Source organism: Streptomyces sp. NPDC002851, from assembly GCF_053591935.1.
Genome location: NZ_JBSFUT010000007.1, coordinates 245264 through 259621, shown reverse-complemented (window position 1 = coordinate 259621; position 14358 = coordinate 245264). Strand labels below are relative to the sequence as shown.

15 protein-coding genes are annotated in these 14358 nt (G+C 70.6%); 10 read left to right on the top strand and 5 right to left on the bottom strand.

Features of this window, described 5'->3' with window-relative positions; all coding sequences use genetic code 11:
* Positions 1-110 precede the first annotated feature (110 nt).
* Positions 111-365, bottom strand: coding sequence for a GntR family transcriptional regulator (locus ACWD10_RS10915; RefSeq protein ID WP_451089263.1), 255 nt, complete (start codon positions 363-365; stop codon positions 111-113).
* A gap of 523 nt (positions 366-888) precedes the next feature.
* Between ACWD10_RS10915 and ACWD10_RS10910 the strand changes: the two genes are divergently transcribed.
* Positions 889-1032, top strand: coding sequence for a hypothetical protein (locus ACWD10_RS10910; RefSeq protein WP_451089261.1), 144 nt, complete (start codon positions 889-891; stop codon positions 1030-1032).
* Between the two features lie 124 nt (positions 1033-1156).
* Positions 1157-1357: a hypothetical protein gene (locus ACWD10_RS10905; RefSeq protein ID WP_451089259.1), complete on the top strand. Its 201-nt coding sequence runs from the start codon at positions 1157-1159 to the stop codon at positions 1355-1357.
* Positions 1358-1422: 65 nt separating this feature from the next.
* On the opposite strand, the gene ACWD10_RS10900 is transcribed toward ACWD10_RS10905, so the two are convergent.
* Both ACWD10_RS10900 and ACWD10_RS10895 read right to left on the bottom strand, forming a co-directional pair.
* A complete protein-coding gene (locus tag ACWD10_RS10900) occupies positions 1423-2796 on the bottom strand; it encodes an ABC1 kinase family protein (RefSeq protein WP_451089257.1) in 1374 nt (457 codons plus the stop codon).
* Between the two features lie 41 nt (positions 2797-2837).
* Positions 2838-4175, bottom strand: a complete 1338-nt coding sequence (locus ACWD10_RS10895; RefSeq protein ID WP_451089255.1) for a ThiF family adenylyltransferase — start codon at positions 4173-4175, stop codon at positions 2838-2840.
* A gap of 352 nt (positions 4176-4527) precedes the next feature.
* On the opposite strand from ACWD10_RS10895, the gene ACWD10_RS10890 reads away from it, so the two are divergent.
* From ACWD10_RS10890 to ACWD10_RS10875, 4 genes are all read left to right on the top strand, one after another.
* Complete coding sequence (locus tag ACWD10_RS10890; RefSeq protein ID WP_451089253.1) at positions 4528-5145, top strand: M48 metallopeptidase family protein; 618 nt, start codon at positions 4528-4530, stop codon at positions 5143-5145.
* Positions 5146-5299: 154 nt separating this feature from the next.
* Positions 5300-7090 (top strand): TerD family protein, encoded by a 1791-nt coding sequence (locus ACWD10_RS10885; RefSeq protein ID WP_451089251.1) that lies wholly within the window; start codon positions 5300-5302, stop codon positions 7088-7090.
* A gap of 12 nt (positions 7091-7102) precedes the next feature.
* Positions 7103-7783 carry an AIM24 family protein gene (locus tag ACWD10_RS10880; protein WP_451089250.1) on the top strand — a complete coding sequence of 227 codons (681 nt, stop codon included), beginning with the start codon at positions 7103-7105 and terminating at the stop codon, positions 7781-7783.
* Between the two features lie 16 nt (positions 7784-7799).
* Positions 7800-8555 carry an AIM24 family protein gene (locus ACWD10_RS10875; RefSeq protein WP_451089248.1) on the top strand — a complete coding sequence of 252 codons (756 nt, stop codon included), beginning with the start codon at positions 7800-7802 and terminating at the stop codon, positions 8553-8555.
* A 62-nt stretch (positions 8556-8617) separates the two neighbouring features.
* Here the strand turns inward: ACWD10_RS10875 and ACWD10_RS10870 are convergent, their stop codons facing one another.
* Both ACWD10_RS10870 and ACWD10_RS10865 read right to left on the bottom strand, forming a co-directional pair.
* Positions 8618-9148, bottom strand: a complete 531-nt coding sequence (locus tag ACWD10_RS10870) for an NUDIX hydrolase (RefSeq protein ID WP_451089246.1) — start codon at positions 9146-9148, stop codon at positions 8618-8620.
* A complete protein-coding gene (locus ACWD10_RS10865) occupies positions 9145-10608 on the bottom strand; it encodes a zinc-dependent metalloprotease (RefSeq protein ID WP_451089244.1) in 1464 nt (487 codons plus the stop codon). The genes ACWD10_RS10870 and ACWD10_RS10865 overlap by 4 nt, the downstream gene beginning before the upstream one ends.
* Positions 10609-10798: 190 nt before the next feature.
* Here ACWD10_RS10865 and ACWD10_RS10860 point away from each other — a divergent pair, with 190 nt between their 5' ends.
* The 4 genes from ACWD10_RS10860 to ACWD10_RS10845 all read left to right on the top strand — a co-directional run bounded on the left by ACWD10_RS10860 (position 10799) and on the right by ACWD10_RS10845 (position 14317).
* Positions 10799-11905 (top strand): SDR family oxidoreductase, encoded by a 1107-nt coding sequence (locus tag ACWD10_RS10860; protein WP_451089242.1) that lies wholly within the window; start codon positions 10799-10801, stop codon positions 11903-11905.
* A 340-nt stretch (positions 11906-12245) separates the two neighbouring features.
* Entirely contained in the window at positions 12246-12710 is a 465-nt protein-coding gene (locus tag ACWD10_RS10855; protein ID WP_451089240.1) for a molybdenum cofactor biosynthesis protein MoaE, read from the top strand.
* Positions 12711-12931: 221 nt separating this feature from the next.
* The gene (locus ACWD10_RS10850) at positions 12932-13147 is read left to right on the top strand and encodes a hypothetical protein (RefSeq protein WP_451089238.1); all 216 of its coding nucleotides are present in this window, start codon (positions 12932-12934) and stop codon (positions 13145-13147) included.
* A gap of 81 nt (positions 13148-13228) precedes the next feature.
* A complete protein-coding gene (locus ACWD10_RS10845) occupies positions 13229-14317 on the top strand; it encodes a YlbL family protein (protein WP_451089236.1) in 1089 nt (362 codons plus the stop codon).
* Positions 14318-14358: the final 41 nt, after the last annotated feature.

Genomic DNA, 14358 nt, shown 5'->3' with positions numbered 1-14358 from the left:
CACTGCCTTCAGCACCACGAACTGTTCGACGAGCAGACCGCGTTCCCCGCTGAACTCGCAGCCGCAGCTTGACCCGTTCGCAACGTGAGGTGTCTCACGAGACAGCACAACTAGGGCGCTTCGGGCTTCGCGATGACGAAAACTCCCTTGCCTTGAACGCCCCGAACGAGCCCCTCGGCCTGGAGTGCGTTGATGGCGGACTTGATGGTGCGGCGGCTGACCACGCCGCCCGTCTCTTGCTCCAGCTCGTACTGAGACGGGATGCGGCGGCCGACCGGGATCTCTCCACGTCTGATGCGCTCGCGCAGGGCAGACGCGAGTTGCAGATACATCGGGGTGATGCTCTCCCGATCGATTTCGATCATGTCTTGGAGCGTAAGAGATCGACTCAGGCCCACATAGTGCGTCCTGTCTCGTGAAAGCACGCCTTAGCACGTGCCGAGACGTACTAAGTTGGCGTACAGTCAGATGCACGAGAAGACCCCCGCGACGGGTGGAGCCGTCCGGGGGCGTGGCCATCAGCCGCAAAGGAGCTGACGACATGAGCATTATCCACGCATGCTTACGCCTGTTGCTGGGCGTGTTCGCGCCCGGGTCAGGCAGGCGGCGAGCGGGCTCCCGCTCCGCCTCGGCGGGCTCGGCGGTCTTTGCCCCACCAGTCCGTACAGCCCGGCACCGAGGCGAGGTCCTGCCCGCACACCGCTCCCCGTACGGACGGGCGAACGCGCTCGCGGGGGAGGACACGGACCTCGTCCGCCCGTACCTGCGGGAACACGAGAGGCAGGAGGAACGAGCCCGCCAGGTGATCCCGTACGGGACGGGACCGGCCCTGTGAGTAAACCCGACCCCACGCAGCGCCCCGTCCGCATGTGCGTGCGCTGTGCCCGGATGACTGACACCCCCGTGGTCGTCGCGGAGGTTCACCAGAACTCCGGGCCAGGCTGGAACGTGTATGCCTGTCCCGTGTGCGCGCCGCATTTCCCGCAGGGGCCTGATGTGCTGGACCTGCTGGAGCTGCGGGACGACGGGTAGTAGCCCATAAGCCGTTGAGCGGTCAGGGGTCAGGGGTCAGGAGCCAGCAGCGCAGCGTTCGAACGGAGCGGTCCCCGCGGTGCGTTGCCCGCGCCCCCTCCGGATCCGGCGATATTGTTTCAAAGTGGACCATCAAACTCATCACTCTGCTGAGCAGCCGAGTGCCGAGAACGTTGCGTGTGCCCGCTGCGGTGTCACCGCCCAGGGCGTACCGCCGACGTGGACCTGTTCCGTCGAAAACGGAACCCGCCGCTACTTCTGCGACGACTGCGCCCGCGCCAACATCAGGTCGATCGAGGGGAGATTGGACTCGGATTGGTGGTGAGGTAGGGGCTGGGTGGGGTGGGGCCCTCCCCCCTCCCCTACCCCTCCCCCTTTCCTTCCCCGCCCCTAACCCTGTTCAGGATCCAGGGCGAACCCCGGTACCCACGTCTCGAGTTCCTCCCGCAGCCGGACCGTTGCACCCAGCTGACAGAGCACCCCGATCGTGCTGAGCGTCACCCGGTGGATCAGCAGATACGCCGGTGGCAGGTTCAGGCGCTTGCCCAACTGGTGGGCGGGAGAACGTATGTCGGCGATTCGCGCTGCCTGGCTGCGCATCCACGACCGGGTGAAGGTGAACGCTTCGATCGAGGCCGGTTCGATGATCGGTACCAGATAGTCGAGTACGTCGTCCGGTTCGAGCTCAATCTCCTCCTTGACGAACCCCTCGTCGCACAGCAGCTGATAGACCGCCTCCGCCTCGCCGGCGAGCGCCATCCGCAGCGAGTCACCTATTGGCCGGGGGAGGCCGCCGGGCAGCCGGTTCACCGTGCCGAAGTCGAGCACCCCGAGCCGCCAGCCGACCGCGCTGTCATCGCCGTCGTCGCCGTCGTTGCCGTCCCCGGCTATGGGCAGCAGCCGGAAGTTCCCCGGGTGGGGGTCCGCGTGCAGTTGGCCGGTGCGGGCCGGGCCCGAGAACAGGAAACGGGCAAGGAGTTGTCCGGCCCGGTCCCGCTGCTCGTCGGTGCCTTCGGCTATCACCTCGGAGAGCGGTATCCCGTCGATCCACTCGGTCACCAGGACTCGCTCGCCCTGATGCACCACATCGGGCACCAGTACATCCGGGTCACCCGCGAACTCCCGTGCGTGCGCCCGCTGGGCCGCCGCCTCCAAGTCGTAATCCAGCTCCTCCGAGACGCGGTCACGCAGCTCCTCGATGAGCGGTTGGATATCCATCCCCGGGATCAGCGGTCCAAGAAGCTTGGCGAACCGGCCCAGTTGATTCAGGTCGGAGAGCAACGCCTCCCCTGCGCCTGGGTACTGCACCTTGACCGCGACCTCCCGGCCGTCGTGCCAGACGGCCCGGTGGACCTGGCCTATCGACGCCGCGGCGGACGGCTTGTCCTCGAACTCCTCGAAATACTCCCGCCAGTCACCGCCGAGCTGTTCCTCCAGGACCGAGTGGACCGTGCTCACCGGCATCGGCGGTGCTGCCTCCTGCAGCTTGGTCAGCGCCGCGCGGTACGGCCCGGCGACCTCCTCCGGCAGCGCCGACTCGAAGACGGACAGCGCCTGCCCGAACTTCATGGCACCGCCCTTGAGTTCGCCGAGCACCTTGAACAGCTGCTCCGCCGTGCGCTGTTGCAGCTCGCGGCTCACGAGCTCTGCCGACTTGCCGCCGATCCGCTTCCCGAGCCCCCAGGTGGCCCGCCCCGCGAAGCCAAGCGGCAGCGCGGCCAGCTTGGCGGTACGGGTGACCGCCTTCCGGGGAAGATCAGACATACGCCCCTCCAAAACCCAGATAGCCGCGCCTTACCAGGCAGTTACCGGCTCATTGTCTCGTGTGGCTCGGACCCCATCGAGGTGTCCTCCCTTTCACCTTGCAAGCCCGCCCCGCAGCCGCACTTAACCCGCGGCGGAACCGGCTCCGACCGCCAGCCGAGCTCCGGCAGCGGCGCCTCCCAGCGTGCCCCGACGGACGTCGGGAACGAGCCGTCCAGAAAGGCCAGGGCCTGCGCCGCCGCGAACCCGGCGACCGCCGTGGCCAGGGCCAGATCACAGGTCGGCACCGACCGGTACCGGCCCGAACGCCACTGCGCGAGCAGCCGCCGCCACGCGGGATCCCGCTCCGCCCGGCCGAGGTCGAGGCACCCGGCGCAGGCCGACGCACCCGGCAGCACCAGCGGCCCGACCACCCCGGTGCCCTCAAGCACCCCGGCGTAGAGGTGCGGTGTGCCCGCGGTCAGGAACGGCTCGGCGGTGACCGGGTCCGGCGCGTACGCCGCGAGCCCGTCCCGGGGTGCGAACACGACCAGGGCGAGCCCGGGCTCATGCCCCGGAATCACTGCCGCCTGCTCGCCCGCCGGAACCGCTGCCGCGCGTTCGTCCACCGGGACCGCAGTCGCGCGGCAGTCATCAGGGGCGGGGCGTCGGGGTGTACCTGGGGCCGGAGTTCCGGTCCCCTCCCCGAGGGCATGTCTCCTGGGCGCGTTCCGGGGTGGTGACCCGCGTGGTCCCGGGGCAGGGGCGCCGCATGGGCGCTGTTGCTTCACTTGGCGGGGTGGGCGAGCGGGCGCGCATCGTTGCACCAGGCGTCGTGCGGAGACATCCCTGCGCTCCCCGATCGACTCCGGTGGAAGCCCGCCCGGCGCCACGTCCCACGGCTCGACACAGCCCCCGTCGAGCACATCGACCCGCCCCACACCCGCCCCGGCGAGCGTCGCCGCGATCGTCGCACCCACCCGGCCGGCGCCCCGGACCTGGACCCGCAGCGCGCGCCGGGCGGCGAGTCGGCGTATCCCACCCGTCGGCTCCCGGTCGATGAGGGACAGCGATGTCAGGTCCGGCCGCAGTCGGTCCAAGAGGCCGGAATCCCGACGGAGTTGGTCGGCGGCCGGGCCTCCGCCCGTGGCGTCGTCGAGCAGGCCCGCCGCCGCGAGCCGTTCCACCAACCCGTCCACATGGCCGTCCGGCAGCCCGACCTTGCGGCCCTCCTCGCGCAGCAGTGGCAGCCCGCGGGTGCCGTCTAGCAGCTCAAGCAGAGTCGCCGTGGCCATGTCCAGTGGTGCGAGGACCACCGCATGCGCGGGTGTGACTCCGAACTGCACTGTTTTCAGATCTCGCCAGCCGCGCCGCAGCGCGGGCTTCACTCGTGGATGCATGCTGTCCCCCGGTCCTGTCCCCGTTGTCCCCGTTGTCCCGCTTGTCGTACGGACCCCGTCCGTCGACGTTCCTCCGTCGGTGCCCGAGCGCAGGCGATCCGTCTCCCCGTCGCCTGCCGCCTCGTCGTACCGCCGAGCACGCCGACCGTGCCACGCCGCGCCGCGTGGTCCACCCCGCCGCCCGTGCTCGATCACCGAACGCTGCAAGCATGCCTGCTCCGTCGACGTTGTGCGGAAAGTTGTCCACAGGCGGTGGGTATTAGTCGTACAACTGCCGCCCGGGGCAAGCGGATCGGGCCCGAACCCTCCCGGAGGCGGGACTTCCGCCGTCGACAGCGGGTAACGTCGGGGCGTGCCCGCCGACCCATCGCGCCGCTCCGGAAGCCCGCAGCACAGCATCACAAGCCAGCCGCCACGCGGCTCGCGGGCGAGCGCGGTCGAGGTTCGCAGGAGCACCCGGCGCCGCCGCACGGTCTCCGCGTACCGCGAGGGTGACCGCACCATCGTGCTGATCCCCGCCCGGATGTCCGAGGCGGAGGAGCGGCGCTGGGTCGATGTGATGCTGGACAAGCTCGCGGCCCAGGAGAGCAAGCGGCTGTTGGGGGACGCCGAGCTCGCCGAGCGTGCCGAGCGGCTCTCGGAGCAGTATTTCCAGGGCCGTGCCTGCCCGAAGTCGGTGCGCTGGGTGACCAATCAGAACACTCGCTGGGGCTCGTGCACGCCCGCGGAGGGCAGCATTCGGCTTTCGCACCGGCTGCAGGGCATGCCCGAGTACGTCATCGACTACGTCCTGTTGCATGAGTTGGCGCATCTGCTCGTGCCGGGGCACGGTCCGCGTTTCTGGCGGCTCCTGGAGGCGTATCCGCGGACCGAGCGGGCGCGCGGCTACCTCGAGGGCGTCGTCTCGGCCGACCGGCTCCCGCACCTGCCCGCGGCCCGCACCGAAGGGCCGGAAGCCGCCAGGGAGTGACCGCCAACGCGGCGCAGAGTGACCGTCGCTGGGGACCCGGAGGCAGAAGTCCCGCGGTTTTGTACCGGCTCGGTCCCGACTTCGCTCAGAGTCACCGGCAACGGTTAGCCTGTCGCGACGCACTCGCACTCGGGATGGGGGACGGTCGTTACGCATGGCCAGGGAATTCCAACGCGGCCACAAGGCCAAGATCAGTGACCTCACCCTGGGCACGGACCTGTACGTAGGCGTACAGGTCTCCGGCCCGGGACTGACCTTCGACATCAGCTGTTTCGGACTGGACGCCAACGAACAACTCTCGGACGACCGTTACTTCGTCTTCTTCAACCAGCCGAAGACTCCCGAGGAGTCGATTCAGCTGCTCGGCGCCCAGGCGGGCGACACCGAGTCGTTCCGCGTCACGCTCGACAAGATCCCGTCGCACATCCAGAAGCTGTCGTTCACCGCGACCATCGACGGCGCGGGCCAGATGTCGCAGATCGGGCCCGGGCACATCCGGATCGTCGCGGGTGGCGAGGAAGTGGCCCGATACGCCTTCGACGGCTCGGAGTTCAGCACCGAGCGCGCGGTCATGCTCGGCGACTTCTACCTGAAGGACGTCTGGCGGTTCGCCGCCGTCGGCCAGGGCTTCGACGGCGGACTCGAGGCGCTGCTCCGCAACTTCGGCGGTGAGGTCGCCGAGGAGGAATCGGCTGCTCCGCAGCCGCAGCAGCAGCCGGAGGGTGGCGTTCCGGGCTTCGCGCCGCCCGCCGGAGGCCCCGCTCCGGCCCAGCAGGCACCGGCCCCCCAGCCCGCCCCTGGCTTTGCCGCCCCCGACCAGGCCGCGCCCGCACCCGCGCCGCAGGCCCCGGCACCGGCCCCCGCGCCGCAGGCACCGGCCCCTGCCCCGCAGCCCGCGCAGGGCTTCGGGGCGCCGCCCGGTGGAGCCACCCCGCCGCAGGCGCCCGCCCCCGCCCCCGCGCCACAGCCCGCGGAGCCGTCGGTGCACGCCCAGCCCACCATCGCCGCACCGCTGACGGCGCCCGGCCAGACCCCGCCGCCCCCCGGCTACGGCCAGCCCGGACAGCCGCCACAGCAGCCCCAGTTCGGCCAGGTCCCCGGGCAGGCCGCGCCGCCCGGACAGGCCCCGCCCGCACCGCCCGGCTACGGCCAGCCCCAGGGTGGCCAGTTCCCGGGCCAGCCCGGCGCACCCGCCGCGCCGTCCCCGTACGGCCAGCCCCCAGGCATGCCCCAAGGCGCACCTCAAGGGATGCCGCAGGGCGTGCCCCAGGGCGGCGGCCCCGCCGGTGTCGGCGTGACCCTGGAGAAGTACCGCGAGGCTCCGACCGGCCAGCGCTGGACCTCGCAAAACGAACAGATGGTCCGCGTCGACCTGGGCACAGCCGATGGCCAGCCGGTCCTGGCCCGCCAGGGCAGCATGGTGCTCTACCAGGGCAAGGTCGAGTTCAGCTACAAGGGCGCGGGCTTCGCCGGGCGCATCGTGGGCAACGCCACCGGGCAGGAGATGCAGCTGATGCGCTGCTCCGGCCGCGGCCAGGTGTTCCTCGCGGAGGAGGAGGCGTACCTCCACCCGATCGAGCTCCAGGGCGACGCGATCTGCGTCTCCGCCGAGAACGTGCTCGCGTTCGACGAGTCGCTGCAGCACGAGGTCCGCCGCATCGAGGGCCACGGCATCCCCGGCGGCGCCCTGTTCACCATGCAGTTCCACGGCACGGGCACGGTCGTCGTGAAGACCAAGGGCACCCCTGTGGTGCTGCCGGTCACGCCGACGACGTTCGCCGACGCCAATTCCGTCGTGGCCTGGTCCGCCGCCTCACAGGTGATCATCTCAAGCCAGGTGCGGCTGCGCCGCCAGGCGTTCCCCGGGCACAGCGGGGAGACCGTGAATCTGCAGTTCCGCGGTGCGCCGGGCAACTTCATCGTCGTCCAGCCCTACGAGATCTAAAGGAGCGAAGTCATGAACCAGCAGCTCGCGGGCTTCGCCCCGACCCCCGTCGCGGCCCGGATGGAGAACCACGGCGGCAACATGGTCAAGGTCGCCATGCAGAGCGGCCAGGACCTCTTCGCACGCGTCGGCTCGATGGTCGCGTACGAGGGCTTCATCCAGTACGAGCCCAACCCGCCCAGCCTCCGCCAGATGGCCGGAGCCTGGATGACCGGCGAGGGCGCCCCGATCATGAAGGCCAGCGGTGACGGCCTGCTCTACCTCGCCGACTACGGCGCGAACGTCGTCGTCATCAACCTGAACGGCGAGTCCCTCTCGGTGAACGGCACCAACCTCCTGGCCTTCGACGCGAGCCTCCAGTTCAGCGTCGAACGGGTCAAGGGTCTGGCGAAGTTCGCCGGGCAGGGACTGTGGAACACCACCGTCGGCGGGCAGGGTTGGGTCGCGCTGACCTCGCGTGGCACCCCCATCGTCGTCAACTGCGGCAGCGGCGAGGACGAGACCTATGTCGACCCGGACGCCCTGGTCGCCTGGTCCCCGAACCTCAAGGTGAAGGGTAAGCGCAGCTTCAAGGCGTCCTCGATGATCGGCCGGGGCAGCGGCGAGGCGTACCAGATGGCCTTCTCGGGCCAGGGAATCGTCGTCGTACAGCCCAGCGAGGACAGCACCGACCGCCTCCGGGCGCGAGGCTAGGGGGAGGGAACACACCATGCAGAGCCCGCTTTTCGCGCACACCGAGCAGCAGACTCAGGAGCGTTACGCGATCCAGAACCCGCAGATGCTGCGGGTCGCCCTCGAAGGCCATGACGACGTGCTCGCCCGCAAGGGCGCCATGGTGGCCTACCAGGGGCTCATGGAGTTCGACGCCGAGTACCAGTCCCAGCAGCAGCAACGCGCCTACGCGCACACCGGCGAGGGCCTGAACCTGATGCGCGTCTCCGGGCAGGGCACGGTCTATCTGGCCAACCTCGCCCAGTACATCCACGTAGTGGATGTGGATCCGCGTGGCATGACCGTCGACAGCTCCTACGTGCTCGCCATGGACTCCGGCCTGAACACCGAAGTCATCGCGGTCGACAGCCAGTTCGGCATCTCCGGCTCCGGCAAGTACCAGATGAACATCTCGGGCACCGGCAAGATCGCCCTGATGACCTCGGGCCAGCCGCTGATGCTGCAGGTCACGCAGGACAAATACGTCAACGCCGACGCGGACGCCGTCGTGGCCTGGTCCAACTCGCTGCGGGTGCAGATGCAGGCCCAGACGCATTCCTCCGGAGTGCGCCGCCGCCGGGGCAACACCGGCGAGGGCTGGGAGCTCAGCTTCATGGGTGAGGGCATCGCGCTCGTCCAGCCCAGCGAGCTGCTGCCGCCGCAGAGCGCCATGATCGGCCAGGGCCTCGCCGCGCAGTACGGCATGGGTCAGCAGGGCGCCCGCGGCCAGAACCAGGGCAACGCCTGGGAGTAACACGCTCTATAGAGCATGAGTAAGGGGCGGTCGCTATAGCGACCGCCCCTTACGTTTGGCTCTTACGCCAGGTCCAGGCGGGCCCGCGTGGCCTCCAGGAGGCGTACGACGGAGTCGTCGGCCACCTCCGCCACCTCGTCGTACGCGAACCAGCGCACGTCGAGCGACTCGTCGCTGACCGTCTCCACCGCCCCATCAGGCGCGAGCGCCGCGTACTGCACATCCAGGTGCCAGTGGCAGGGGGCCGGGATCGGGTGCCGGTCCAGGGTCACCGGATCGCCGTCGAGCAGCGTCAGGCCCGCGATACCGGATTCCTCGGTGGCCTCGCGCAGCGCGGCCGCGGCGAGTGTGGCGTCCTGCGGCTCGCAGTGCCCGCCCATCTGTAGCCACATCCGCAGCTTCTTGTGCAGCGTGAGCAGCACCTTGCCCCGCGACGGGTCGATCACCAGCGCGCTGGCCGTCAGGTGCCCGGCCTCGCACGCCTTCCACATGCCGTCCGGGTGCGCGGCCAAGTGGTCCAGGTAGGCCGCGCGCAGCTCGGGCTGCCGCTCGTACGTCTTCAGTACGAGCACCGCGTCGTCGTAGAGGCTCACTTGCTGTCGTCGCCCTCGCCGTCGGCGCCGTCCTCGTCGTGCTTCTTCAGGTCCGGCTTCTGCGGCGAGCCGCCACCGGCCGCCTCGCCGAGCATCTTGTCGAGCTCGGAGAAGTCCGGCTGCTCGCGGTAGACGAACCCGTCCGGGTCGTCGAGGTCCGTGGCGGTCGGCAGCATGTCCGGGTGCTCCCACAGGCCGTCCCGGCCGTCCACACCGCGCGCGTCGGTGAGCGAGGCCCACAGCCGCGAGGCGTCCCGCAGCCGGCGCGGCCGCAGCTCCAGGCCGATCAGCGTCGCGAAGGTCTGCTCCGCGGGGCCGCCGGTGGCGCGCCGCCGACGCAGCGTCTCGCGCAGCGCCGCGGCCGACGAAAGCCGGTCCTTGGCCGCCTCGTGCACCACGGCGTCCACCCAGCCCTCGACGAGCGCGAGCGCGGTCTCCAGGCGGGCGAGGGCGGCCTTCTGCTGCGGGGTGTCCTCGGGCTGGAACATGCCCTGCTGGAGCGCGTCCTGCAGCTGCTCGGGGTTCTGCGGGTCGAACTGGCCGACCACGTCCTCCAGCTTCGAGGTGTCGACCTTGATGCCGCGCGCGTACCCCTCGACCGCGCCGAACAGGTGCGAGCGCAGCCACGGCACATGCGCGAACAGGCGCTGGTGGGCGGCCTCGCGCAGCGCCAGGTACAGCCGCACCTCGTTCTGGTCGATGCTCAGGTCCTTGCCGAACGCCTCGACGTTCACCGGAAGCAGCGCGGCCTTCCCGGCCGGGCCGAGCGGCAGGCCGATGTCGGTCGAGCCGAGCACCTCGCCCGCGAGCACGCCCACGGCCTGCCCGATCTGCTGGCCGAACATGGCGCCGCCCATGGACCGCATCATGCCGAGCAGCGGGCCTGCCATGGCCTGCATCTCCTCGGGCAGTACGTCGCCCATGGCGGAGCCGACCCGCTCGGCCACCGGGTCGACGAGCTCCTGCCACACCGGCAGCGTCGCCTCGACCCACTCCGCGCGGGACCAGGCCAGGGCGCTGCCCGCGCCGGACGGCAGGGACGTCGCCCCGTCCAGCCACAGGTCGGCCAGGCGCACGGCCTCCTCGACGGCGGCGCGCTCGGCGGGGCCGACGCTGGCGTCCTTCGTGCCGTCGGACGTGCCCTGGGACACCGTCTGGCGGGCGATCTGCTTGGCCATGTCCCAGTTCACCGGGCCGCCCTCGTACGAGAGCATCTGGCCGAGCTGCTGGAAGGCGGCGCCCAGGTCGTTCGGGTTCAGGTTCCCGAACATCGCGGCGAACGGGTTGTCCCCGCCCGGGCCGCCCGCTCCGGGCAGGCCACCGAAGCCGAACGGGCTCGCCGGACCCTGTCCGGCGCCTGAAGCGCCCTCGCCCCCACCGGGGGTGCCCTTCTTCTTGCCCTCGTCGCCGTTCTCCGGCTCCTCCGGCGGAAGGCCGAAACCGAATGGGGTGTCACTCACGGGAATCCTCGGCTCGTTGGGCCGTCGGCTGACTGCCGACGGCGACTGCCCGACAACACTCCCAGCGTAGACACCGCGGCCGGTTGTGGGCTCGGTGCTCCGCTGTCTTGCGCGCTGCGGCAGGATGGACGCCACCTGGTCCGTACGCGTCACACACGTACGTACTGAAGACAACCGCTGGAGACGCCCGGTGAGTTCCCCAGATCCGCAGGTTCGCGCAGCGCGAAACGAAACGAGCCGCCCGGTGCGCGGCCCCGTGGTCGCCGTGACCGGAGCAGCGTCCGGAGTCGGCGCGCTGCTCGTCGAGCGCCTGGCCGCGTCCGAGGAGATCAAGCAGGTCGTGGCCATCGACGAGCGTCGGGGCGAGTGCGCCTCGGCGCAGTGGCACATTCTGGACGTACGGGATCCGGTGATCGCCGAGAAGCTGCGCGGCGTGGACGTGGTGGTGCACCTCGCGCTCGACCTCGACCTGGAGACCGACGCCGCCGCCCGTACTGCGTACAACGTGCGCGGCACCCAGACCGTGCTCACCGCCGCGGCCGCCGCGGGCGTCCACCGGGTCGTCCTGTGCACCTCGGCGATGGTCTACGGGGCGCTGCCCGACAACGAGCTGCCGCTCGCCGAGGACGCCGAGCTGCGCGCCACCGCCGAGGCCACCGGCGTCGGTGACCTCCTGGAGATCGAGCACCTGGCCCGCCGCGCCCCGCGCGCCCACCCCGGCCTGAACGTCACGGTGCTGCGCCCCGCCGTCCTGATCGGCGGCACCGACACCGCCCTGACCCGCTACTTCGAGTCGCCCCGGCTCCTGGTGGTGGCGGGCTCGCGCCCGGCCTGGCAGTTCTGCCACGTCGAGGACCTGTGCAGCGCCCTGGAGTACGCCGTACTGGAGAAGGCCGAGGGCGAGCTGGCCGTCGGCTGTGACGGGTGGCTGGAACAGGAGGAGGTCGAGGAGCTGAGCGGCATCCGCCGCATGGAACTGCCCTCCACGGTCGCCCTGGGCGCCGCGGCCCGGCTGCACCGCATCGGACTCACCCCGTCGCCGGCCGGGGATCTCGCCTACACGATGCATCCCTGGGTCGTCTCCGGCGCGGGCCTGCACGCGGCGGGCTGGCGGCCGCAGTGGACCAACGAGGAGGTGCTCGCCGAGCTCCTCGAGGAGATCGCGGGCCGGCACACCGTCGCCGGGCGCAGGCTCGGGCGCAAGGAGGCGACGGCCGCGGGCGCGGCGGGCGCCACGGTCGCGCTCCTGGGCGCGGCGGCCGCGATCCGCAGGGCCCGCAAGCGCCGCGGCGTCTAGGGCGTGTCCGATGGGTCCTGCCGGGGTCGCTGCGTCTGGCACGCACGCATTGGCGGCACTTACTCGTTGGGGCTCCGCGTCGCCGCCGTCCTCCGCCTTGCGGCTGCTGCTCGCCATCCGAAGGATGAATCAAAGAGGCGAGGCGGAGCCGCGCAGCGGCGGAGCGCACCAGACGCCGCTCGGGCCACCCGGCCAGTGCCGCCGTCCGAACCCGGCCTGACCCATCGGACACGCCCTGGCCACCGCACGGGCTTCCTGTAGAACCCTCCTACGGAGGGTTCGCACGCCCGGTCGAAAACGCTATTCCGTGATGTCAGTCCCGTACGGCACGATGGTCGGCATGGCAGCAGCACGGTATGACCACCCCGGCGAGCAGGCGGCGCAGGACCCCATCCGCCTCCTCGCCATCCGCGACGTCCCGCTCTCCCTCGACGAGATCTTCAAGGCCGCGGGCGACGACGCGGCAGGCGGCACCGCGCTCTTCGTCGGCACGGTCCGCAACCACGACGGCGGCGCCGACGTGGACACGCTCGGCTACTCCTGCCACCCCACGGCGGAGGCCGAGCTGCGCCGGGTCGCCGAGAAGGTCGTCGCCGAGTACCCGGTGCGTGCCCTGGCCGCCGTGCACCGCGTCGGCGAGCTGGAGGTGGGTGACCTCGCCGTGATCGTCGCGGTGTCCTGCCCGCACCGCGCCGAGGCCTTCGCGGCCTGCCGCAAACTGATCGACGACCTCAAGCACGAGGTGCCGATCTGGAAGCACCAGAGGTTTTCGGACGGTACAGAAGAGTGGGTCGGGGCCTGCTAGTCGCAACAGAGGAGTGCGTCGGGGCCCGCTGATCACGGGCCTGGAGGCTGCCGAGTCGGGCGTGGGGACCTGCTGAGCCACGGTCCCGCCGCTGGCGCGTTACCGCCGTGTCCCAAGGGGTTCCGGTTGCGTAACCTCCCCCCTGCGGCGAGCGTTGACCGTACGGATGGTTAATCTGCTGATCAGTCAGTTGCGGTCGCTCTTGGGGTCGGGAGGTCGGCATGGCGGCGCTCGCTTGGTTGCTGATTCCGCTTATGGCTGCGATCGGCGCGGGGATGTGGGGCAGCTGGGCCACGCGCAGTCGCCGCGCGGAAGACATCAGCGAGCTCGCCGGGTACGCGAAATTCCGTGCCGCCATGGAGCGCTCCGAACAGTCCTCCGGGCAGTCCCCGATGACCTCGCTCATGGGCCCGGAATCCGGCACGGACACCACCTGAGCTGGGCGTCCGCGCCGGCTCCGCCCTCGCATGGACGGGCCCCGGGGGTGCACTGACAGACCCGTCCCGTACTGTCGTTCCATGCCACGCCGCACTGCGACGATGCTCGCCTCGACCCTGATGCTGATCGCGCTTCTCTGCGTGGGGGTACTCGTCCCGGTTCCGTACGCGGAGATGACCCCGGGGCCGACGGTGAACACCCTGGAGGACCACGCGGGCGAGCCCGTGCTGCAGATCTCCGGCCGCAAGACGTACCCGACGTCCGGGAACCTCAACATGACGACGGTCCGGGTCACCAGCGCCGACTACAACATGAACCTGTTCCAGGCGGTGTACGGCTGGCTCGCCCACGACAACATCGTGGTGCCGCACGACACGCTCTACCCCGACGGCAAGACCGAGGAGGAGTCCTCGCAGGAGAACGCCGAGGAATTCAGCCAATCCCTGGAGAGCGCCAAGGTCGCCGCCCTGAAGGAGCTGGACATCCCGGTGCAGACCCGGGTCGTCGTCGGCTCGGTGGTCAAGAACAGCCCGGCCCAGGGCACCCTGCACGCCGGTGATGTCATCAAGGCCGTGGACGGCACCGCGGTGACGCAGCCCGCCGACGTGGCGAAGCAGGTGACGCGGCACAAGCCGGGCGAGAAGGTCACCTTCACCATCGTCCCGGCCAAGGAGGCCGCCGCGGCCGAGAAGGCCCGCAAGGAGCCCTCGGCCACCGAGAACGTCACGGTCACCACCGCCAAGGCCGAGGAGGACGACCGGGCGATCGTCGGCATCTCGGCCGCGCCCGACCACACGTTCCCGTTCAGCATCGACATCAAGCTGGCCGACGTCGGCGGACCCAGCGCGGGCCTGATGTTCGCGCTCGGCATCGTCGACAAGCTGACGCCCCAGGACCTCACCGGCGGCAAGTTCGTGGCGGGCACCGGCACCATCGACGAGGCGGGCAAGGTCGGCCCCATCGGCGGCATCGAGATGAAGACGATCGGCGCGCGCGACAAGGGCGCCGAGTACTTCCTCACGCCCGCCGACAACTGCCCCACGGCCGCCCGGGACGTCCCGGACGGGCTCACTCTCGTAAAGGTCAAGACGATCGACGACGCCATGAAGTCGATGGCGGACATCCGCGAGGGCGACACCGCGGACCTGCCGAGGTGCACCACCAAGTAATCCGAAGCCCCTCCGAGCGCCCCCGCCCCGAGCCGTACGAG